Source organism: Helicobacter pylori SA213A, from assembly GCF_000476275.1.
GTDB classification, from domain to species: domain Bacteria; phylum Campylobacterota; class Campylobacteria; order Campylobacterales; family Helicobacteraceae; genus Helicobacter; species Helicobacter pylori_CL.
On record NZ_CBOM010000006.1, the window covers coordinates 56,582 to 79,437 of the forward strand.

The 22,856-nt window shown below is 38.8% G+C and carries 20 protein-coding genes; 3 read left to right on the top strand and 17 right to left on the bottom strand.

The genetic code is table 11. The features are described 5' to 3' along the window. Window positions 1–12: 12 nt before the first annotated feature. From QT74_RS08510 to crdR, 14 genes are read right to left on the bottom strand one after another with little or no spacing between them, the layout of a single operon-like run. Window positions 13–150: a DNA methyltransferase gene (locus QT74_RS08510; protein ID WP_195742337.1), complete on the bottom strand. Its 138-nt coding sequence runs from the start codon at window positions 148–150 to the stop codon at window positions 13–15. Continuing rightward, window positions 143–1,192, bottom strand: coding sequence for a type ISP restriction/modification enzyme (locus QT74_RS08685; RefSeq protein WP_229261581.1), 1,050 nt, complete (start codon window positions 1,190–1,192; stop codon window positions 143–145). The genes QT74_RS08510 and QT74_RS08685 overlap by 8 nt, the downstream gene beginning before the upstream one ends. Then, on the bottom strand, window positions 1,078–3,624 hold the full coding sequence (locus QT74_RS03545; protein WP_050579212.1) for a type ISP restriction/modification enzyme: 2,547 nt from the start codon (window positions 3,622–3,624) through the stop codon (window positions 1,078–1,080). Before QT74_RS03545 ends, QT74_RS08685 begins: the two co-directional genes overlap by 115 nt. Window positions 3,625–3,648: 24 nt before the next feature. Further along, a complete protein-coding gene (gene nadC / locus QT74_RS03550; protein WP_033764680.1) occupies window positions 3,649–4,470 on the bottom strand; it encodes a carboxylating nicotinate-nucleotide diphosphorylase in 822 nt (273 codons plus the stop codon). Then, window positions 4,470–5,480, bottom strand: coding sequence for a quinolinate synthase NadA (nadA, locus tag QT74_RS03555; protein WP_033764682.1), 1,011 nt, complete (start codon window positions 5,478–5,480; stop codon window positions 4,470–4,472). The genes nadC and nadA overlap by 1 nt, the downstream gene beginning before the upstream one ends. After that, on the bottom strand, window positions 5,470–6,273 hold the full coding sequence (locus QT74_RS03560) for a phosphatidylserine decarboxylase (RefSeq protein ID WP_033764685.1): 804 nt from the start codon (window positions 6,271–6,273) through the stop codon (window positions 5,470–5,472). Before QT74_RS03560 ends, nadA begins: the two co-directional genes overlap by 11 nt. Beyond that, complete coding sequence (locus QT74_RS03565) at window positions 6,267–6,773, bottom strand: DUF6115 domain-containing protein (RefSeq protein ID WP_033764687.1); 507 nt, start codon at window positions 6,771–6,773, stop codon at window positions 6,267–6,269. The genes QT74_RS03560 and QT74_RS03565 overlap by 7 nt, the downstream gene beginning before the upstream one ends. A 12-nt stretch (window positions 6,774–6,785) precedes the next feature. Continuing rightward, window positions 6,786–7,280, bottom strand: a complete 495-nt coding sequence (locus QT74_RS03570) for a hypothetical protein (protein ID WP_050579213.1) — start codon at window positions 7,278–7,280, stop codon at window positions 6,786–6,788. Next, on the bottom strand, window positions 7,273–8,157 hold the full coding sequence (mqnP, locus tag QT74_RS03575; RefSeq protein WP_033764689.1) for a menaquinone biosynthesis prenyltransferase MqnP: 885 nt from the start codon (window positions 8,155–8,157) through the stop codon (window positions 7,273–7,275). Before mqnP ends, QT74_RS03570 begins: the two co-directional genes overlap by 8 nt. A gap of 26 nt (window positions 8,158–8,183) precedes the next feature. Then, window positions 8,184–9,497 (bottom strand): ComEC/Rec2 family competence protein, encoded by a 1,314-nt coding sequence (locus QT74_RS03580; protein WP_033764691.1) that lies wholly within the window; start codon window positions 9,495–9,497, stop codon window positions 8,184–8,186. Next, window positions 9,494–10,960 (bottom strand): replicative DNA helicase, encoded by a 1,467-nt coding sequence (locus QT74_RS03585; protein WP_033764693.1) that lies wholly within the window; start codon window positions 10,958–10,960, stop codon window positions 9,494–9,496. The genes QT74_RS03580 and QT74_RS03585 overlap by 4 nt, the downstream gene beginning before the upstream one ends. A 10-nt stretch (window positions 10,961–10,970) precedes the next feature. Beyond that, the gene (locus QT74_RS03590; RefSeq protein WP_033764695.1) at window positions 10,971–12,365 is read right to left on the bottom strand and encodes a bifunctional ADP-dependent NAD(P)H-hydrate dehydratase/NAD(P)H-hydrate epimerase; all 1,395 of its coding nucleotides are present in this window, start codon (window positions 12,363–12,365) and stop codon (window positions 10,971–10,973) included. Between the two features lie 2 nt (window positions 12,366–12,367). Further along, a complete protein-coding gene (crdS, locus tag QT74_RS03595) occupies window positions 12,368–13,570 on the bottom strand; it encodes a copper-sensing histidine kinase CrdS (RefSeq protein WP_080247162.1) in 1,203 nt (400 codons plus the stop codon). Continuing rightward, window positions 13,536–14,177: a copper response regulator transcription factor CrdR gene (gene crdR, locus QT74_RS03600; protein WP_033764696.1), complete on the bottom strand. Its 642-nt coding sequence runs from the start codon at window positions 14,175–14,177 to the stop codon at window positions 13,536–13,538. The genes crdS and crdR overlap by 35 nt, the downstream gene beginning before the upstream one ends. A gap of 64 nt (window positions 14,178–14,241) precedes the next feature. Here crdR and QT74_RS08790 point away from each other — a divergent pair, with 64 nt between their 5' ends. Genes QT74_RS08790 through QT74_RS03610 form a run of 3 tightly spaced genes read left to right on the top strand, consistent with a single transcriptional unit; the run spans window position 14,242 to window position 19,643 of the window. Next, on the top strand, window positions 14,242–15,666 hold the full coding sequence (locus tag QT74_RS08790; RefSeq protein WP_154189620.1) for a DNA methyltransferase: 1,425 nt from the start codon (window positions 14,242–14,244) through the stop codon (window positions 15,664–15,666). A gap of 5 nt (window positions 15,667–15,671) precedes the next feature. Then, on the top strand, window positions 15,672–16,709 hold the full coding sequence (locus QT74_RS08795) for a DNA methyltransferase (RefSeq protein WP_154189618.1): 1,038 nt from the start codon (window positions 15,672–15,674) through the stop codon (window positions 16,707–16,709). Between the two features lie 9 nt (window positions 16,710–16,718). Beyond that, a complete protein-coding gene (locus tag QT74_RS03610) occupies window positions 16,719–19,643 on the top strand; it encodes a DEAD/DEAH box helicase family protein (RefSeq protein ID WP_033764698.1) in 2,925 nt (974 codons plus the stop codon). A gap of 30 nt (window positions 19,644–19,673) precedes the next feature. Here the strand turns inward: QT74_RS03610 and mreC are convergent, their stop codons facing one another. The 3 genes from mreC to clpX are packed head-to-tail and all read right to left on the bottom strand — an operon-like array spanning window position 19,674 to window position 22,856. Beyond that, window positions 19,674–20,420: a rod shape-determining protein MreC gene (mreC, locus tag QT74_RS03615; protein ID WP_033764700.1), complete on the bottom strand. Its 747-nt coding sequence runs from the start codon at window positions 20,418–20,420 to the stop codon at window positions 19,674–19,676. A gap of 3 nt (window positions 20,421–20,423) precedes the next feature. After that, entirely contained in the window at window positions 20,424–21,467 is a 1,044-nt protein-coding gene (locus QT74_RS03620; RefSeq protein ID WP_000577744.1) for a rod shape-determining protein, read from the bottom strand. 42 nt (window positions 21,468–21,509) lie between these two features. Next, window positions 21,510–22,856, bottom strand: a complete 1,347-nt coding sequence (gene clpX, locus QT74_RS03625) for an ATP-dependent protease ATP-binding subunit ClpX (RefSeq protein WP_033764702.1) — start codon at window positions 22,854–22,856, stop codon at window positions 21,510–21,512.

The window sequence follows — 22,856 nt, forward strand, 5'->3', positions numbered from 1 at the left end:
ACCTATCCCCACCTATGTTAAACGATACAACAAAAACGCATAACTCCCCGATCCATTCACATGCAAATCGCAAAGCATGTTCGTTACAAAAACATTAGAAATAGGGCTTACTTTAGAGCCTCTATCGCAAACTAAAGCGAGATTAGGCAATACAGAATAAAGGGAAGACTGAACCCCCGCCTCTGCGGTAGATGTTGTTATCGCTTGCTTCTTTGCTGATGAATGCGGCATTAAAGTCAAAATCTCCGATGGCTTTGGCTTGGCGCGATAGGATAAGGGCGATATTGGTATTAAAGTGGGGGGGGGGGGGTGGATTTTGCAAGATTTCTTGCATTAACGCTTGGCTGTCATTCCCTTTTAAATGAGGCAAATCGCTCGTCAAAAATCCAAGCGTCTTTTGGATTTCAATCGTGCGTGCGATGACTTTAATGATATTACTTACATGATCAAATTTGCAAGACTCGTTTTTGTGGCTTTTTAAATACTTGTCTAAAACGCCATACCCCCCTATCATGTAATCATGAATTTCTTTACTCACCCCCCTAAAATAAGCGCTATGGTTGATATAAAGCCGTTGTTCTGGCTCGTTATGAATAGGTTTTTTGATAATGGGATTACGATCATGCGCTTCTTTATAGCAGGATTCGCCTATGGTAGCGTCTTTTAATTTTTCAAAGCTGTGATTCAAGCTTTCTTTATTTAAGACATGCAAGCCGATCAATTCAATCCCTAAAAGGCTTAAAGCCCTAAACAAATCTTTATTGTTTGTGAAAAGGATTTTAGGGTAATCGGCTTTGAGAAACTCTTCATAACGCTTGCGGTAGTTTGGGGAATACAATAACGCATAAATATAGCCTAAAACCTCTAGCGGCTCAAAAGAGTGGTTATAATGCTTGTCTATAAAACTTCTAAACTCTGGCGTAAAATTTTCGGTGTAGTTGGGGTGTTTGAATTGATAGAGGGGGTAATTAACCCCAGCTCCATTGCCCCCAGAGCTTAACCCTTGATCGTTAATATGAGAGCTTATAAAGCATTGCGTCCAACTTTTATCGTTGTTTTTTAGCTGTCGTGGGGTGTTTAGCGCGACATTTTTGCATGTTTGATTGGGTGTTTTAGGGTTTGTTGGGGGGGGGGGGGGGGTAACATGTGCTTGAAGACTTCGCCTCGTGGATAAGCGATAAAAGACTTTGATTTACCGGTATAATAAGTGTAGTAAAAATCAAAGGGGCGGTATTGGCACGACACAATGTATTCTTCTAAATTGTTAGCGTTTGCCTTAACATCTTTAATAGCATATTCTAAACGCCAATCCCTACCATCTTTTTTAATATTATATTTTCTGCGTAACTCACTAGGTTCTAAGGTTGAAAAATCCTTTAAAAGCTTTAATAAGCTTTCTTTGTCCTTATGGAAAACGACATGATCTCTTTTAGAGCAAATACCGGTGCTTCCAACTTGAAACATATCCTGAACGCTAAAGCCTTGCTCGTATTCCTCTAACAAGGGCGTTTTTAAAGGCAACAGCAAGTAAAAAGGCTCTCTTGGGGCAAGCTCAAGCCACTCAATGCTATTCAAATCATTTTGGGCTAAAAAGGCGTATTTTTCAGCCCTTTGGCCATACACATCATAATAGTGGATTTTTTGCTTGGTTGTTTGCGCCTTTTTGACAAAGAGGTTGATGGACACGCCTTGTTTGATATTGAAAACATTTTCATCTTTTGCACCTTGTGGGGTTTCCTCCTTTTTCCTCGCATTTCCATGCAAATTTAAGATATAAAGCTCATCGTAGCATTCTAAAAGAGAGCGCCTTAACCCCCTAAAAGTAGGGTTGTCTAAAAAGGCGTTGTTAGAAATAAAGCCAAAAAGGCCATGCCCTAAAGATTTAATCTTGTTTTGAGCGAAACGCATGAATTTCACGTAATCGTCTAAGAGCCATTTAGGGTTTTTCTCCTTTTGCAGTTTGTATTTAGAATGGAGGCTTTTAAGTTCCTTTAGGGCGTTTTTGCTGCCGCTTTCTTTTTGTTTTTGAATGTTCTTTAAAAGCGTTTGGATTTTATCGGTGAGCTTAACATTTTTTTCAATTTCTATGGTTTGAAATTCAGGCTCTATGCCGTAAGTGGCTCTCACTTCCCATTCAAACAAGCCCTTATTCTCGCTCGCCCCGCTATAAGGGGGGTTACCGGTGATGATAAGAATCTTTTCATCTTTTTTAATTTCTTGAGCGCTTTTAAGCTCTTTTTCAAAAATCGGTTGCAGCCCACGATCAGCGGCGATCTCACTAGGCTGTATGAGGGTGTTGGTTAAAATGATTTGAAGCGCATCGTTTTCTTTGAGAGGCTTTTTAAACTCCTGCTTAAAGGCTTGGCTGAGATTCAAATGAGCGATCGCATAAGGAGCGATCAAATATTCAAACCCATAGAATTGCTTCAAGAGGTTTTGGTATTTGTCCTCTTTAGTGGAGATGCCTCCATCGCTTGTTTTTCTCACTTCTAGCGCTTTCCTGAACGCCTCCAATAAAAAAGTGCCTGTGCCGGTGGCAAAATCTAAAAGCTTGATGTTTTCGTTATCCAAAGCGCTTTTTAAGCCTAAGGGAGCGTCTTTGAAATGCGTTTTAAGCAAACTATCTAAAGCGTTAATGATGAATTTCACCACAGAATCTGGGGTGTAATACACGCCCTTTTTCTCTCGTAATTTAGGGTCATAAGTGCTTAAAAAGGTTTCATAAAAGTGCAAATAAGGGTCTTTATCGTCATTCAAATCTTTAAGGATAGAATCCATATCAACATGATTGATCAAGCTTAGAATTTCATTTAAAAGCCATTGGATTTCTTTGATTGCATCAAGTTTCTTTAAAAAATCCGCCATTTCTCTGATCACAGCGAAATTTTTAGGGATGGAACTCCTCACATTATCCAAATTAATTTTTTCAAAAGGGTGGTTGAGCTTGGCTAGAAAAAGGCTGTAGGTGAGCGTTTGAGCGAACGCATCGCTAAAGTCTTCAAAACTCAATTCTTCATAAAGATATTCTTTAAAATTCTTAAAAATGCTAGAAACTTGATCCTCTTGTTGGTATGTGATCAAAGCGTCTTTTAGATACTTGGTGGGCGCGCTTAAATGCGTTGCGAAATCTTTAGCGTTAGTGATAGGGGCTGCTTCGTAATTGAAAAAGCCTTTAAAAAATCCAATCAGATCGCGCTCGGTTTGCGGGTTGGGTTTTAGGGGTTTAGAGAGTTCATCAAGGCTAGCGACAGAAATTTCTCTTTTAATTAAAGGCTTATTCTCTTCATCTTTCCCTACCCACACGAAATTAAGGTAATCGGTGAGCATGAGGTTAGGGTTTAATTCTAAATATTTAAGGATTTGATCGCTTTTTTCGCTTTCTACAATCTTTCTAAGATCAGTCCCTACCCTTTTATTTTCTATATAGCCGATGTTTAGCCCTTGAAAAGAAATGCGAAAATCAGGCTGGCTTCCTTGATCTCTTTTAGGTTCATGTTCAATCTTAAATTCTTTATTGAAATGGTTTTTTAACTTATCAAGCAAGTTTTCTAAAAAGGCGCGGTGCGTGAGTTCGTTACTTTCAAGCGTCAGATCTTTAATGCCTTCTAAATATTCTTTTAGCATGCCAATAACCCCTTTTTAAAGTTTTTAAGCCATTTTCATGTGCATGTCAATAAAAGTGGCTTGATGGATTAAAGCCCCTACGCTAATGGCATCCACGCCGCTTTTGGCGTAAGCGTTGATGCTCTCTAGCGAGATGTTCCCGCTCGCTTCTAGTAAAACAAAGGGATAATGCGCATCTCTATAAGCGGCAATTTCTTTAGTCTCTAAAACGCTCAAATTATCGCACATCACAATATCCGCTCCCGCATTCATGGCGTTTTTAGCCTCCTCAAAGCTCTCGCATTCAATTTCAATTTTAGCCGTGAAAGGCAAGTTTTTTCTGGCATGCGTTAAAAAGCTTTTGAGATCTTTCACATGCTTTAAATGCGTGTCTTTAAGCATTAAAGCGTCATCTAGCCCTAAGCGGTGGTTGCTCGCTCCCCCATTAAGCACGGAATATTTTTCAAAAATCCTTAAAAGGGGTCTCGTTTTTCTCGTGTCCAACAAACGCACTTTGTGGGAATTTAAAGCTTCTACAAAACGGCTCGTTAAAGTGGCGATTCCGCTGCTGTGTTGCAAAAGGTTTAAAAGGGTGCGCTCAACCTTTAAAAGCATGCTAAAATCCCCCCTAATCTCCATTAAAATGTCTTTAGGCTTGAAGCGTTCTTTATCCTTAATCGTTTTGACGCATTCAATGCCGGTCATTTGAAGCAACTCTAAAGCGTATTTTTCGCCTGAAAACACGCCCTCTTGTTTAGCCCTAACAAACGCTGTGGCTTTAAAATCTTTTTCTAACACCCTTTCAAACAAATCCCCATGCCCTAAATCTTCTTTTAAAGCGCGTTCTAAAAAGGTTTTTATCTCCATTAGGACAACTCCATCATTTTAGTTAAAGCGAGTTTGGCCAAGCGCGCCACCTCATCTTTTAATTCAATCGTATTGTAAGCCCTATGGTTTTTATAAGCCTTTAAGACTTCAAACAAATCTTTTAAAGTCGTTTCATTCATGGTAGGACAAAGCGCAAGCGTGCTAGAAAGAATGAAAGTGTTTTGATGGTGGCGCTTGGCTTTCAAGCGGTTGACTAAATGGCTTTCAGTGCCTATGGCGACTTTTTGATTAGGGCTTAACTTTTCTACAAATTCTATGATTTGACTCGTTGATCCGCTAAAATCAGCGTTAGAAACCACGCTAGGCTCGCACTCTGGATGGACAGCGATTAAAATATCCGGGTATTTTTGGCGGTAAAATTCAATGTCTTCTAATTTGAAAAGCTGATGCACCGAACAAAAGCCGTTATAACAAACCACATCAGCGTTTTTAATTTCTTCTTTGCTATTTGCGCCCAAAATCGTGCTTTTTAAGCCATTTTCTAGGGCTAGATTTTCCCCCAAGCATTTATCCGGTAAAAAAAAGATTTTTTTATTTTGTTTTAAAGCGTGATTAAAGATTTTAGAAGCGTTGCGGCTCGTGCAAACCACGCCACCATCTTTAGCGACTTTGGCTTTCACTTCAGCGTTAGAATTGATATAAGTGATAGGGTAAAATTCTTTAACGCCGCATTCTTTCAATAAATGAACGCTTCTATCGTAGTAATGGCTGTCTATCATCCTCGCCATAGAGCAGCATGAGAGTTTGGGCATGATCACTTGCTTGTCAAAGGCTAGGGCTTTCACGCTCTCGCCCATGAAATGCACCCCGCAAAACACGATGAGGTTTTTATCGCTTTGGCTTGCGATTTTGGCTAATTCCAAGCTGTCCCCTGTATGGTGGGCTAACTCTACAATCTCATCTTTTTGATAAAAATGAGCCACTAAAAGCGCGTCTAAATCGTTCAATAATTCCACAATAGAAGTTTTTAAATCGTTATCAGTTGGCATGAAATTCCCCTATACTTTCCCCAAACTTCACGCTTTTTTCTCTCAAATCCTTAAAAGCGGTGTTTTGAATGAATAAAACGATAGTAGAGCCCATTTCAAAATTCCCTAAATTATCCCCCTTTTTAACCTTAATCGGCGGGTTGTAAGAATAGGTTTGCGTGAAACGGGCTTTAGCGTTAGTTTGGATATTCTTATCAAAATTAAAACGCATTTTACCCACATTTAACGCTCCTACCGCTACAAAATACAATCGATTGCCTTGAATGTCTTTTGCAACAAGTGTGACCCTTTCATTGCCCACAAACAGATTGTTGTTTTTGTAAAGCGATGGTTTATTGACTGGTAGTAATTTCCCCGCAAAGTAACGAGCCTCTAAAATTTCTAAATCGCAAGGGGCGTGGTAGTGGTGGTAATCTTTGGGCGAAAGGTAAAAATTCACATAGAAAAAAGAAGGGCTTAAGGGGTTGATTTCGCCCACTAATTCATGCGCTTTATAGGGCATGCCTTTAATCTGTAAAGCGCTATCGTTGTTTAAAAAAGCGCATTCCGTGATCAAAGCATCGCAAGGCGCAATGCAAATATTAGGGGCTTTGTCAAAGGGGCGTTCTTTTTTTAAAGAGCGCGTGAAAAGAGCGTTCAAACTCTTATAATTTTCTAAAGGCTCAAACTCGCTCAAATCAATTTTAAAAATCTTAATGTAAAGAGCGTTAATGCTTTTTTGGATAAAAGAAGGGAATTCATAACCAGCCACAGAGCCAAAAACCCTTGAAAGAGCGTTGCTTAAAGCTACCATTTTAACCCTGCCATGTTCAGTATAAATTCCACTTCGCCCTTACTCACTTTAAATTCTTTGGAAATAGAATCCACGCTATAACCTTCTTGATACATTTTCAAAACCTGTTTTTCATTGATCTCATCGCTAGCGGCATAATGCCCCATGTCTTTGAATTTGTTTTCTAAAGTAATGATTTTTTCTTCTAAATAATCGCGCTCTTTGTCCATGGATTTTTGGATTTCTTGCAACTGGTTATAAAGGTGTGAAAGGGTCGTTTTTAATGAGCTATCCTCTTTAGCGCTTTTTTCTAAAGAAAGGCCCTCTAAACGCCCTTCTAATTCTTTCAAGCGTTTAGAATAAATGTAATTTTCTTGATAGGATTCGTCTAAGGTTTTTTCTAAACGCCTCATTTTATGGTAAAACTCTTTTTCTTTAAAATACAAATACCCCACCAAGCATACCAACACCAATAAAATCGCCCCTAAAACGACCATAAACAAATCATTAGAAGTTAACATGATTGCTCCCGTTCATAATTTTAACCCTTTTCTTTCGCTATGGACAATGAAAGAATCATAACGCTTAATGTCTAGGGCGTGCATGCGCGTGATTTCTAAAACGCTCTTATCCCTAGCCACGCCAAAAAAGGCTAGGATTTTCCCCTCTAACACGCAACGCCCGTAGTAAGTTTGAGGCGTTATCAAGCTTTGTTTTTTTAGGCAAATTAATCCATGCCCTAACGCTATGATGCGGTTATCTTGCTCCAATTCAAGCAATTTTTCCTTTAAAAGCAAGCTTTCTAATTTTTCTAATTTAAGATACATTGCTTTGAGCAATTCCAAAGTGTCGTTTTCCGCTTTCAAGCGTGAAAAATCAAAGCCAGAATTTAGTAAATCAAATTCTTCTAAGATCGCTAAAGAGCGTTTGCTTTTAGAAATGAATCTTTCATAAGAAAGCGATAGATCGCATTGGACTAAACGGGTTTCAAACCCTAAAGTTTGGGTTTTTAAAACCAACTCATGCATGTTTGAACCCCACATCAAGGACGATAAAAATAAAAAACACCACCCCCAAATAGCCATTACTCACAAAAAAAGCTTTAGGAATGTTTTTATAATCCCTAGCCACTAAGATTTGTTCATAGAGCAAGATCAAGGCTGAAACCCCTAAACCTAAATACGCAAAAAGCCCCCCATGATAGCATTCCACAAAAAAAAGCCAGCATATTAGTGCTACAAGGTGTGAGAGCCTTGAGAGATTCAAGCACCATTTTTCCCCTAATTTACTAGGAATGGAAAACAAGCCCCTTTGTTTATCAAACTCCATGTCTTGTAAAGAATAGAGCAAATCAAACCCAGCCACCCACAGCATCACCCCTAAAGCCAAAAAGACATTCCATAAAGGGATCGCTCCTAAAACCGCCACGCTTCCTGCAATGGGGGCTAAACCCAAAGCCAAACCCACGACAAAATGCGCCAAAGAAGAAAAGCGCTTGAAATACGAATACCCCCCTAAAATGATTAAAAAAGGTAACGAAAGCTTGAACGCTAAAGGGTTAATGAAATAGCTCACCCCCACGAATAAAAGAGCGTTTAAAGCGCTAAAAATGACCATGCCTTTAACGCTGATTCTGCCATCCACGCTCGGGCGGTTCTTTGTCCTTGGGTTATCCTTGTCAATATCTCTATCCACCAAGCGGTTAAACCCCATAGCGAAGTTTCTTGCCCCTAATAAGGCTAAAAAACAAAGGATTAAGGTTTCTAACCCAAAAAAGAGCGTTTGATTTTTTTGATAGGAGCTTATGACCATAGCCATGAGTAAAAACATGCTAGAAAATATCGTATGCTCCAAAGCGACCAATTCGCTTAAAGCTTTGATTTTGTGCGTGATTTTTTTAAGCAATTATTTGATCCCTAAAAATGACTTTTCTAACCTACAATTAAGCTAGGCATTATAATATATTGATAGCAACAATACAAGAAAAAGCCCACGCTCAAAACATTCATGCTTAAATAAACTTTAAAAAAACGCGCGCTTAAAATCGTTAAACATAAATGCACCCCTAAAAGCCATAAGGGTGAAGGGATTGAAATCGTGGGGATTGTTAAAGGCATGCTTAGAATATGATCCAATAAAGACCCCAAACCCACCGCATGCAAGAACAAACTCAAAGGGAAAAACACGATAAAAATCAAGCCTAAAGGAATGCTAAAGAGCTGGTAGGGCGAAAACATAGGGAAAAAGGCATGCGCGATAATGAGCATGTTCAAAAACACCAGCGCGCTTAAGCTTATGACTTGAAAAGATCGCGCCAAAAAAGAAGAGGTTTTAAAAAAAATTTGAGTGTGTTTTAAAAATAAAAAGATATACCACACCCCACACACAGAAAGCAAAAACCCCACGCTAAAAAGCAATTTAGGGAGTAACGCTATGGCGATACAGCACACTAAAACCAAAAGTTTAAAACTCAAAATCCTTACCCCAAAAAAGCATGCCAAAAACCCTAATAAGCCCATTAAAAACGCCCTGAAAAAAGAGGGTAAAAAATCCAATAGCAACAAATACCCTAGCAAAAAAACCCACACCAAAACCCCTATATCATAAAAAGCGTTCCTATAAGGGAAATAGCGTTTTTGTAAGGGGGTATAAAAAAGAGAGAAAAGAAAATACACGCTCGCGCTCAAAATCCCTAAATGGAACCCGCTAATGGCTAGTAAGTGGTTGATCCCTAGCGCGTTAGCCCTGTCTCTTAAGTCTTTATTCAAGCTATCCCCTATAAATAACGCGCGATACAAATTGCCCGCTAAAGCGTTGGAATGAGCGCTGTCAATGGAATGGCGCCAATGCGATTTGAAATTGTGTTTTCGTGTTAAAGAAAAAGAATAAGTTTGAAAAAAGCATGATTTTAGAGACTCTAAGAACGAACAGGGTTTGATTTTGCCAAAAAATTGCGCATGGCGGTATTGGAGGTTTTTTAAAGGCTCTTTAATGGTGGTGTAAAAGATCATGCCCTTTGATTGGAGCTTTAAAACAAAATAGGTTTTTTGATCTTTAGTTTTAGGGTATTGCAACAAGATTTGAGCGCTCAAGCTTGTAGGTTTTGAAAAATCAAGCTTTTGGTAATTCAAGTATTCTAAATAAAGGTTGATCGCCAACAAAAGGCTTAAAACAACCCCACACCATAAGTATTCTTTGGGGGTTGCAAGAAGTTCAAACGCCCCCTGAAAAGTTTTATCTTTCAAGTTGTAACTATATCATAATCCACTTTAGTTTCTTGCCCCTCTTCTAAATGAGAATCTATGGGCATGTCTTCATAGCGCGTGAAAGGAGCGTTAAAGCGCGTATAAACCGTTCCTGTAGCCCCATTCCTGTTTTTAGCCACGATGATTTCAGCCTCTTCAATACTGCCATTTTGCTTGTGGATACGCCTTTCTTCATGAACTTTTAGGTGCAACTCTTGCGCCTCTTCAACTTTGCCTTCTTTTTTGAGTTTGTCTATTTTGTTGTCTTCAGCCCTCATTTGATAGATATAGCCTCTATACAAAAATAAAACAATATCAGCGTCCTGTTCAATCCCTCCGCTGTCTTTAATATCCGAAAGAATGGGCCGTTTATCGTCTCGGTTTTCTAGGCTGCGGTTGAGTTGCACTAGCGCTATGATAGGGATTTCTAATTCTCTGGCTAAAGTTTTAAGCTCCCTTGAAATTTCAGCGATTTGCTCATGGCGTTCTTTAGTGGCTTTGCTCCCTGACATGAGCTGCAAATAGTCAATAAAAGCGATACCCAATTCCTTGTGTTGGGATTTAAGCTTTCGCAGTTGCAAGCGGATTTGCTCTATCCTCACATAACTTTTATCGTAGAAAAAAAGTTTTTTGCAAGAAAGGTGATCGTAGCATTTGGCTAAATTTTCCCATTGATCATCATCAAGCCTCCCGCTTTCTAAATCATGCATATTAATAGAAGTGAGATCCGATAACGCCCTTAAAGCGAGTTGCTCTGCGGACATTTCTAAACTAAAAACCGCTACCCCCCTATCGTCATTGAGCGCAGCTAAGACCATGTTCATCATCAAACTGGTTTTACCCATAGACGGCCTTGCCCCTATAATGACTAAACTCCCCTTATTAAAACCGCTCGTATAATTATCCAACTGGACAAAGCCAGTCGGTATGCCAGTAACTTCCAAACTCCCTTTTCTTTGGTTTTCTGTAATGAGATCCATTGCGCTTTCAAGCACTTCTTTAATGCTCCTAAAGCCCTCTATGGTGCTGCCATTCAATAACGCATAGACTTCTCGCTCCACAGCGCCTAAAATATCGCTGGATTTTTGCGCGCTTTCTAGGGCTTGCTCTCTAATGGTGTTAGCCAAGCCAAAAAGTTTTCGTTTAATGGAAGCGTTTTTAATCTCTTCCACATAGGCTTCAATATTATCTATAGGGCTTGCTGCAAAAATAGCGACTAGATCTTCTTCTTTGATTTGCTTGTCTTTAGGCATTTTTTGGCGGATAAAATTCTCATCAATGGGGCAATCTTCTTCATGCAGTTTTAAAGCGATTTCAAAAAACAAGCCGTTAGGCGGGTAGTAAAAATCGCTAGGCTCTAAAACGCTATGGACCTCTTCAATCTTATGATTGGCCAACACAATGCCTGAAAGCACGATCCTTTCAATGTTTTGCAATTGCTGCAAATGCTTTAAATGATCCATTTTTATCCTTTTATAATCGTTTGATCTTTTCTATCAAATCTAGGGGCGTTAAAGCGTAATTGTTCTTAAATTCTAAACTCGCTAGAGCGTGCGCTAAACTTGCGTTAATAGCGGCGTCTAAAGGCGTGTAATTTTGAGAAAGCAAGCTTAAAATAAGCCCCGCTAACACATCGCCACTCCCAGCTTTAGCCAAAGCCACGCTCCCTAAAGTGTTGATAAAAGTTCGCCCTTGATGAGCGATTAGGGTATTAGCCCCCTTTAAAAGTAAAACCACCTTGGGGTATTTTTGAGAAAAATCCCTTGCGATTTCTAGTTTATTGTCTAGTAATTCTAGCATGCTTATATTGATCCCCACTAATTTTAACAACGATAAAAACTCTTTAGGGTGAGGGGTTAAGATCACTTCTTTTTCTAAGGCTTGTAAGACCTCTTTATGATAAAAAACGCCCGCATCTAAAACGCATGGGGCTAATTCAAGCCACTTGTTAAAATCCTTTGGAATATTTTCTAACCCCATGCCAAGAGCGAACGCACTGAGCTTTTTAGGGAAATTTTCACAAAAAACCAATTCTAAAGGCTTGTTATTAGAAGTTATCTCGCATTCTAACGCTTGAACGCTCACCACCCCAGATCCAAAACTTAACGCGCTTAGAGCGCTCAATAATCCCGCCCCACTATGCTTGCCTAAAAGAACATGCGCATGCCCGTAATCGCCTTTATGAGCGTTTTTTTTATCCCTTAAGGGCAGTTTCAAATCGCTTTTTTCTAGTAAAAAAGTGTCTGTTGGGATCTCATAGATTTGATTAAAAACCCCCAAATGCCCCACCTTCAATTCCCCTACATAATCTTTAGCCCTATCGCTCAATAAGCATGATTTGATAGCGCCCATGCTGATAGTCAAATCCGCTTTAAACGCCCTCTTATCCACCCTGCCTTTAGAATCGATCCCGCTAGGAATGTCGCAAGCGATTTTAAAGCGCGCTTTTTGAGAAAGGCTTTCAAAGTCTAAAAACGGCTCTAATTCGCCCTTAAAAGCGCTCCCTACCACGCAATCTACTAACACATCGCATTCTAAATCTTCATTCTTTTCTCCCCATGTTTTGATGACCACCCCTGCTTTTTTAGCCCTTTCTTTTTGCAATTGGCACATGGGGCTTTTGGCTAATTTCATTTCAAAAACTAGCGTTTTAAAACGCCCCACTAAACGCCTAGCTAACGCATAGCCATCGCCCCCATTATCCCCACTCCCACAAAGGATAATGACTTTAGCGCCTAAAGAAGCGTTTTGTAAAACCGCTCTTTCTAAAGCCATAGCGGCGTTTTCCATTAAAACGTCTTCGCTTAAAAACAATTCTTCAATCGCCCTTTTGTCTAGGGCATTCACTTTTTCATACACTGAAAGCATCTTTATCCTTGAAATTGAACGCAAAACGAATTTTCGTAAAACGATCCTTTTAAAGAGGGTTCGCTATAAATTTCTAAACGCATTTTATACTTTTCGCACACTTTTTTCACTAAATCTAACCCTATACCATAACCCAACACGCTAGAATTGAAACGCGCGTAACGAACGCTTAATTCGGTGATCTTGTCTTTAGGGATTTCATACCCTAAATTTTTCACTTTCAAAAACGCAGGCGTTAGCTCTATGTGGATATACCCATGCATGACGCTGTATTTGATCGCGTTCATGAGCAAATTGCTATAAAGCGAAATAAAATCCTGTTCTTTAGCCTTCAATTCCACTCCCACTAAATCGCTTTTAAATTCCAGCTTGTGGTAGTCTATCATCTCGCTAAAAAGCGTGTTTTCTTTAATAATTAGGGCTTTTAAATCTAAAAGCACAAAGGATTCGTGCTCAATATCTTGCATCACTAAATACGAGAGCGAGCGGTATAAAAAACTCATGCGCTGGATAGCGATTTTAATGCGGCGGTGTTGTTGGTTGTCTTCTAAGGTTTTTAAAGACAAGACTAAAGCGCTCATGGGGGTGTTTAATTCATGCGTGGTGTTTTTTAAAAAATGATCAATGCGGGTGATTTCATTCCTAATGGGCTTTAAAAACAAACGCCCTAAAAACACAGAAACCCCTATCACGCATAAAAACGCTACGACAAACACTAAAACAATGTTACGATACAAAGAAGAAAAATGAAGGGGTTTAGAATTTTTAAAAAGCATTTTAGCCACGCCTAAATGAGCGAAAGTTTCATCGCTGAATAGGTAATACTCCCCCTTAAAACTAAAAAAGCCCGTCTCTTTATGGGTTTTAATCAAATCCGTGCTTTCAGGGATATTAGAATATAAAACACGCTTTTTGCTATCAAAAAGGGCTATGGAAGCGTCTTTATAGCGTGAAATGAGAGCGTTTAAAGCGTTGTGATAATCCCCATGCGTTTGCATGTGCAAGGCAACCACTTCACTAGCGATCTTAGAAGCCATTTTGTCCATGTCCATGCGTATCATTTTGATTTTTTCGTTTTTTTCATAGTTAAACGCTAAAACGCTAATCACTAGCATCAACACAAACGAAGAGCCTAAATAAGTCCCTAAAAAGAGTTTGAGGGATTTTTTTTCATAGTGGGTTAAAGCGATAGCCCACCCCCTTATGCGTTTCTATACAATCTTTCCCCAAGAGCTTGCGCAACACTTTAATGTAAGTGCGTAAGGTGGAATCATCAATAGCCTGCTCCCATAAGTTATTTTCTAGCACTTGAGAGCTAATGATTTGCCCTTTATGTTCTAAAAAGTATTCTAAAAGTTGGGCGGTTTTGGGCGCTAGGATTTCCTTTTTCCCTTTAATATCCAAAGAGTGTTGGTGATAAAAAATGTTAGGCATAATTTCTATGGGATCATCATTGAAAAACCTTTTAATGCGCGCTTCCAATTCGTCCAAATCAAAAGGCTTTTTCAAATAATCGCTCGCTCCCAAATTAAAAGCGTTTTTTAAGGTAGCGTTATCCTGTAAGGCGGTGATAAAAATCACAGGCGTAGAGATCAAAAAATCGTTTTTGATGCGCTTAAACAATTCCAAGCTATTCATTTCAGGCACTTGCACGTCTAAAAGCAAGAGGTTAAAACGCTCCACTGAAAGCCTTTCATAAGCCTCTTTCCCGCTAAAAGCGCAAAACACTTCATAGCCTAAATGCTCCAAAAACTCCTTAACGCTCTCGCTTAAAAGGTAATCGTCTTCTAGTAAAAAAATCTTTTTTTGCATGGGGGTATTGTAGCGCTTAATGAGCGGGCTTTGTTATAATACTAGTTTTTTAAGGAGCGTGATGATGAAAACGAACGAAGCGCAATTTTATGAAGTTTTAGAAAACCTTTTTATAGGCGTTAAGATTGAAGACAAACAAGAAAGCCTTTTAGATCCTACCCCTAGAGCGCTGAAAAATGGCATGCTCAATCTATTGAAGGCTAAGAGCAAGTATTATCAAAGCAAAAAACAAGAATTAGAAAAACTCATTGATTTAAAATGCCAAAATAACAACGATCTCAAAGAAGAATTGTTTGACAAACTCTATAGCTTTTTCAAGCGTTATTTGAGCGCTAATGGAGGGATTTATTTCAACGACACGCCCCTTTATGACAGCCTTTATACTAAAAGCGATTATGAAAAATGCTCCCTTAAAAAAGACACCGCCTTATTTTATAAAACTAAAGATCTTTATTATGTGAAAAGCGAAACGAACTATAAGGATTTTTGCTTTGAATTAGAAAACATTCTTTTTAATTTTGACACTTCTTTACTAGAGAGCAAAAAATATAATGAAAAAGTGGATCTGGTTTTTAATCTAAAAGATATAGACACAAAAACTAACACCCTAAATTTTAGCGTTACTCTCAGCAGCAAGGGGACTCAAACAAAAATAAGTGAAATCCTAAAAGATTGTTTCAATCAAGGCGTCAAACTTGATGAAGAAATTTTAAAAAAAGCGTTTGGAAAATTCAAAAAGCAAGGCAGTATGGATTATTTCATCCATAAAAACGCGCTAGGGTTTTTAAAAGAGCAGTTGGATTTGTATTTGTTTGAATACCTTTTTAAAGAAATGACTGCATTTGATGCTAAACGCCTTAATGGAATCAACACCATTAAGGAAGTGGCTTTAGAAGTGGTTTCATTAGTGAGCGAATTTGAAAACGAACTCTGTAAGATTTGGAACAAACCCCGCTTTGTATTGAACTCGCATTTCATCGTGAGCCTAGACAAATTAAAAGCTAAAAACTACGATTTGAGTAAAATCACAAACCACAAAAACTACCCCAAACAAGTCCAAGAATGGCAAGACTTGAATTTAAAAACCACAGACAATCTTTTAGAAAATGAGTTCTTGCCCCTAGACACCCTCTATTTTAAAGATTTAGAAGAAGAGATTAAAAACTTATTCAGCGAAGATGAAATCAACGGCACGCTCATTAAAAGCGAAAACTACCAAGCCCTAAACTCCCTTAAAAACCGCTATAAAGAAGCCATTGATTGCATTTACATTGATCCGCCTTACAACACGCAAAACAATGAATTTATTTATGCGGATAATTTCAAGCGCTCCAGCTGGCTCTCTATGATGGAAAACCGCTTAGAGCTTGCGCGCAAGCTTTTGAATGATAAGGGCGTGATGTTTGTGAGCATTGATGACAACGAACAGGCTTATTTAAAAGCGCTCATGGACGAAGTCTTTAATGGGGGGGGGGTGATAACTTTGTAGCTAACTTGATATGGCAAAAGAAAAAAGGCGGTAGTCAAGATAGCGAAAATTTTGCAAAAGAACATGAGTATATCTTGTGCTATCAAAAAGAAAAATTCTCTATCATTGATACAGAGATAGATCATGATATACAAGATTTCAATAAAACTATCAATGGCAAACAAGCAAAGATTTTAAAATTAGAAAAATGGGGCAATCATTCTCTGCGAACAGATAGACCGACCTTATACTATGCAATCAAAGATCCAAGCGGTAATGATTTTTATCCGATAGCCCCTAATGGTGAAGAGGGGTGTTGGCGGAAAAAACCTGAAAATTTGGATAACGAACATATTTTTTGGCAAGAAAATTCTAAAGGGCGTTTAATCCCTTATGAAGTAATTTATTATGATGAAATCAAAAATGCGAAAAAAGTCATTAAAACACGCACAATTTTTACAGAGTATGGCACTACAACAGAAGCAACTAAAGAAATTTTAGCCCTTTTTAATGGAACTAAACTTTTTGACACCCCCAAACCCGAAGCCCTACTCAAACGCATTTTAGAAATCTCCACCCAAGAAAACGATCTCGTGTTAGACTTTTTTGCCGGGAGCGGGACGACTTGCGCGGTGGCGCACAAAATGAAGAGGAAGTATATCGGTATTGAAATGGGGGATCATTTTGAGAGCGTGATCTTGCCTCGCCTTAAAAAGGTTGTAGGCGGTTTTAAAAGCGGTGCGGTTAAAGAATTTAATGGAGGGGGAGCGATCAAAGTGTATGAATTGGAAAGCTATGAAGAAATTTTAAGAAAAATCAAGTATCAAAACAATGACAAACCCTTAGCGTATGATGAACAATACAGCGATCTAGTGGAATGCAAAAACGAGTCTTACACGCTCAATATAGAAGCGCTAGAAAAAATGGGCGTGGATATTAAAGAGACTTTGGAAAATTTACACGGCGTTGGAGTGGAGTTTTTCAATGAAAAGGTGGTGAAATTTAAAGGGAATGATAAAGAAGTAGAGATCTTAAAAGCCTTAAAAGAAGCGCTCATTTGGTAAGGAAAAATAATGGCAAAGAAAAAACAAGAAGCAAGGAATAATGAAATTTTTGTCGCTCAAAAACTCGCTGAAGAGGAATTGAACGCTAACGAGATTAACGATCTGTTAGAAATGTTAGGCTTTAAAAGCTTTGATAATAATAAGGAGCTTTTAGATTACCAACAGCAAGCTTTGATCAACGCTTTTAGAATGCTTGTCGCTTATTTTAGAGATTTCAAAGAAAATAAAAAAGAATTTTACGCTTTTTATCAAAAACATTATTCATTCGCCAATTGCGATTTCGCTAAAAAGAAACTCAACCATTTGTTAAAAAACTCTTTTAAGGTGGAAAATGGTTGCGTGAAGTTTGAAAACTTTATCAACCGCTTAGCCTTTTACATGGCCACAGGGAGCGGTAAAACGATTGTCATTATCAAACTGGTAGAGCTTTTAAGCGTGGCTATGGGAATGGGTTTGATCCCTAAGAAAAATATCATGTTTTTTAGCGCGAACGAGCACTTAATCAAGCAATTTGAAAAAGAAATTGAAAAATACAACCGCAATAAGGACTATTCCAAACAAATTGATTTCAAAAACCTTAAAAGCGTTAAGAATAAGGATTTTTACCACTCTCCAAAAGATTTTTTTCAAAAAATCGCTCTTTTTTATTACCGCGCGGATTTAATGAGCGATGAAGAAAGCAAGGAAAACCTTTTAAATTATAAGGATTGTTGGGATAATGGGGAAAATTATGTGATTTTAGATGAAGCGCATAAGGGGAACAAGACTGAGAGCAAAAGACAGGCTATTTTTAGCCTATTATCTCAAAAAGGGTTTTTATTCAATTTCAGCGCCACTTTCACCGAAGAGAGCGATCTCATCACTTCGGTGTATAATTTAAGCGTGGGCGAGTGGGTGAAACTTGGCTATGGTAAAGAGTCTGTTTTATTGAAGAAAAACAATTTAAGCGCTTTCAGGGATTTAAAAGATTTAAACGATAGGGAAAAAGAAATCGCGCTTTTAAAGGGGTTATTGCTTTTAGGCATGCAAAAACGCTATAAAATAGAGGGCTATTTTCATGACCCTTTAATGCTCGTGTTCACGCATTCTGTGAATGTGGAAAACAGCGATGCGGAAATGTTTTTCAAAACTTTAGCGCGCGTGATTGAAAACGACAACGAGAGCGATTTTGAGAAAGCTAAAGACGAGTTATTGGAGGAATTAGAGGATCCGGAATTTCTTTTTAGCGATGACAAAGATCAAGACTATAAGATTAAGGTTTTTAAAGAGGGTTTAAACAAGATTGATTTTAAAGGTTTAAAAGAAGAAATTTTTTATGCCAGCAATGGGCGTATTGAAGTCATCATTAACCCTAACAACAAGCAAGAAATCGCTTTCAAGCTCAATACAAGCGATAAAGTCTTTTGCTTGATTAAAATTGGCGATATTACAGAATGGATCCATGAGAAATTAAAGAGCGTGAAGGTGGTGAGCAAGAATTTGAGCTTTAAAGAAGAGAGCTATTTCAGCCAGATCGATAAGAGCAGTATCAATATCTTAGTGGGGTCTCGCACTTTTGAAACTGGGTGGGATAGCACAAGGCCTAGCGTGATTTTATTTTTAAATATAGGGCTTGATGATGACGCTAAAAAGCTGGTGAAACAATCTTTTGGCAGGGGCGTAAGGATTGAAAGCGTCAAAAACCAACGCCAAAGGTTAGCCTATTTAGAAATAGATGGAGCCATTAAAAAAGCCTTGAAACCAAACGCTGCAATGCTAGAAACGCTTTTTGTGATACCCACTAATTATGCAAGCCTTGAAGCGATTTTAAAGTTCCAAAAAGAGAGCGAAAATAAGGGTGAGAATAGAGGAACTTGGCGTGAAATCAAATTAGAAAAAACGCCCATAAAACACGCCTTATTCGTGCCTTGCTACCGAAAAGAACAAACAAGCATTCTTAAACTTCCTGAAAGCGCTTCGTTTAAAATGAGCGCAAAAAATTTTAAGGATTTAAAAGAGTATTTTCATTTAATGAGTGAAAAGCATTTCATTTTAAAGCATGAAATTTATGACCCTAAAGATTACGCGCTGTTAAAAGAAATGATACAAACAGCGCATTTTAAAAAGGTATCAACTTGGCATTATAAAGATTTAGATTACATGATTTCTGAAATTAAAGGCAAGCTATACCCCAATCAAAAAGTGCCTAAAGACGAGTTTAACGCCCTAGATAGTGAGAAAATCGTGCATTTTAAAAGGATTAAAGTTAAGGCGGATAAACAAGAAGAATTGGTTAAAACCATTCAAGAAATGAAAGAGTATGCGCCTTTGGATAAAGAAACTCTAATAAAAAAAATCGCGCAAGGCGAGATCGATCCTTATGATACAGAAAAGCACAAACAAGACAAAACCTTTAAAGTTGATGACGCCGAGCTGTTAAAACTCAAAGAGCATTACTACACCCCTTTAATTAAAGCCAAAAACTGCGATTGGCTTAAGCATGTGGTTAAAGTGAAGAGCGAGAGCGATTTTTTAGAAGAGTTGTTAAAGATTACAGAAACGCTGCAAGAAAACTATGATTTTTGGGCGTTCAGCAAGATTGATGAGCATTTAGACAATTTGTTTATCCCTTATTTCAACAACGTTGCAGAAAGGCGCTTTTTCCCTGATTTTATCTTTTGGCTAGAAAAAGGCGGCACGCAAATCATTTGTTTCATTGATCCTAAAGGGACTAAAATTGCTGAATACCAACATAAAGCAGATTGGTATAAAAAACTTTTTAAAGATAAGGTTTTTAGCTCTAAAAACGATCCAAATTTCAAAATCAGAGTGGTTTTAAAATTTTATGGGGATAAAGATGAGGTGGCGGATCTTGATAGGGATTATTGGATCAAAAAAGGGAAACTAGAAGATTTTTTTCTGACCTTAAAGCCTAAATTTATTGAAAGGGGTTAAAAATGCGCTTGAATAGCCTTGAATAGAGCGCTAGTTTTTCACATCGCTCAAAAACACATGCCTTAAAAGTTTGGCTTCGCTTAGAAAAGCGTTTTTCAACACCGCGCTTTTATAAGTGTAATGATCTTCAATGCTTGAAACTTCGCCCACAAACACCCCCGCTCCAAAAATCCCATCCAACCCGCTCGTTAGCACTTGATCGCCTATGTTAATTTCAGCACTTGGGACAATAAAATCCACGACTAATTCTTGCCTAAAATTAGATCCTATGAAGCCTAGCACTTGATTTTTGCCTACCATCACGCTATAAGCGCACCGCTTGTGAGCGTTCAAAAACCCATTCAAGCGCCCTTTTTCTAGCACGGCAATGCCTATGGCTTGGTTGTGAGAAACAAGGCCATAAATCTTATTTTCTTCTAAATTTACAATAGGGTGGAGAGAGACGCTGTGCGTGTCTTCTAAACTGATGAATGAAGTCATAAAAGTAGGGGTATAGATCATTTTTGGATTTTCTAAAGGATAAACGCTATTCAAACGCTCTTTCAAATCAGCGTTTTCTAGTTTTAAAGCTTCTAAAATCAAGCGTTCTTTTTGAAATTCCTTAATGTTTTGGGCTTGAAAAAAATACGCTTGAATGTTGTCTGCTAAGCTGTTTTTAGCGCTCATCAAGGCGTTTTTAATCCGGTCGCTGATATAAGAAGAACTGCCTTTAATGTCTAAAAAATAAAAAATAAGAAAAATCCCTAAAAGCCAAAGGAATTTAAAATAAAAGCGCATGCATTATTCACTAAAACCCACACGGCTGAGTAAATCCAAATCTTGTATGGCTTCCCCTGTGCCTTTGGCTACCGCCAATAAAGGCTCATCGCCCACATATACAGGGAGTTTAACCATATCGCTTAAATACTTGTCTAAGCCCTTAATCAAAGCCCCACCGCCGGTAAGCACCACGCCATTTTGCACAATGTCTTTCGCTAAATCCGGCTTCACCTCTTCAAGCACGCTCCTTAAAGCGCTAGAGATTTCCCTCACTTGATCTTTAATGGCTTCAAACACATCATCAGAGCTCAATTCAATCGTGTGCAACAGCCCGCTCACTTGATCCCTCCCTGACACTTCCATGGTAAGAGGCGGATCCAATTTGATCGCGCAACCGATTTCAATTTTGATCTCTTCGCCGGTGCGCTCCCCTATCAATAAATTGAATTTCTTGCGGATGTATTCCACGATGCTTTGATCCAATTTATCTCCGGCCACTCTAATGCTTTTAGAAATGACTAACCCCCCAAGACTGATCACGCCAATTTCAGTCGTGCCTCCGCCAATATCCACAATCAAACTCCCTTGCGGCTCTTTGACTGGCAAGCCTGCTCCAATCGCAGCTGCCATAGGCTCTTCAATCAAAAAGACCTCTCTAGCCCCAGCGCTTAAAGCGCTCTCTTTAACCGCATTCCTTTCCACGCTTGTCAACCCATAAGGCACGCACACCATGATGCGCGGGCGGATCCATGTCTTTCGTTTGTGCGCTTTTTCAATAAAATAGCGGATCATTTTAGCGGTAATGTCATAATCGGCAATCACGCCATCTTTCATGGGGCGAATCGCTCTGATGCTGTTAGGGGTTTTGCCTAGCATTTCCTTAGCCTCGCTCCCCACTGCCAAAATATCATAAGCTTTAGAATCAAACAATCCCATGCGCACCGCCACAATAGAAGGCTCATTGATAATAATGCCCTGCCCTTTGACTAACACGATCGTGTTAGCCGTGCCTAAATCTATGGCAATATCATGCGAAAACAAACCGATTAATTTGCTAAAAATCATGCCCTTTCTAATCCTTTATCGTTAAATTTATAAGCGTGTTCCTTAAGGAAGAATTTTAGAATGCGTTTTAGCGATGATTAAAGGTTCAGCCTGTTTTAAAACACAATCTTTGGTGATACGCACTTCTGATCCCTTAAGCTTGGGTAAATCAAACATAATATCCAAACAAAAATCTTCAATGATCGCCCTTAAGCCCCTAGCCCCGGTTTTTCTTTCTAATGCGAGTTGAGCGATTTCTTTAATGGCTTCTTCTTCAAAAATCAAATCCACTTCATCCATTTTGAAAAGCTGCTGGTATTGCTTGATGAGAGCGTTTTTAGGTTTTTGCAAAATATCCACCATCGCTTCTAAACTGATGCTATCTAGCGTGCTTAAAACCGGCAAACGGCCAATAAGCTCAGGGATAAGCCCATAAGTAATCAAGTCATGGGTTTGGACTAAATGCAAGATCGCTTCTTGTTCTTTTTTGCTCATCTTTTCTTGAGTGAAACCCAACACGTTTTGCGTGGTGCGTTTTTTAATGATTTCAGCTAACCCGTCAAACGCTCCGGCGCAAATGAATAAAATATCGCTCGTGTCAATTTGAATGAAATTGCCCTCAGGGTGCTTTCTGCCGCCTTTTGGGGGGATATTCACTAAAGAGCCTTCAACGATTTTCAACAACGCTTGCTGAACGCCCTCTCCAGAAACGTCTCTAGTGATGGAGCGGTTTTCTGACAAACGGCTGATTTTATCAATCTCGTCAATAAACACAATGCCTTTTTGGGCTTTTTGGACATTCCAATCGCTCGCTTGCAACAATCTTGTAAGGATATTTTCCACATCTTCGCCCACATAGCCCGCTTCAGTCAAGCTAGTTGCATCGCTAATGGCGATAGGAATATCCAAATGCTTGGCGAGAGTTTGCGCCATTAAAGTTTTGCCCGATCCTGTAGGGCCGATCAATAAAATATTAGACTTGCTCAACTCCACTTCTTCTAAATGTTCTAACTCCATATTGCTGTCTTGGTTGTCTTGTTTTTTGAGCTTTTCTTTAAAAGACAGGCGTTTGTAATGGTTATACACGGCTACCGAAAAAACCTTTTTGGCCTGCTCTTGCCCTATCACATAATTATCCAAAACCGCCTTAAGCTCTTTAGGGGCTGGAATGCGAGAAAGCAAAAACTCTTCTTCATAAGCGCTGGATTCCATTCTCCTTAATCGGTCTCTTTTGAGCGCCAATAAAGAATCCGTTCTGTCGTATTTATGCAATTCCCCATGCATCACATCAATGCAATATTCGCACACGCACACGTCTTTATTCAAATTGCTCGCAAAGACAATGCGGCGTTTTTTGGGATCTCTGGATTCTGGTTTTTTGCAAAAACTGCAATAAAGCGTTTCGTTCAT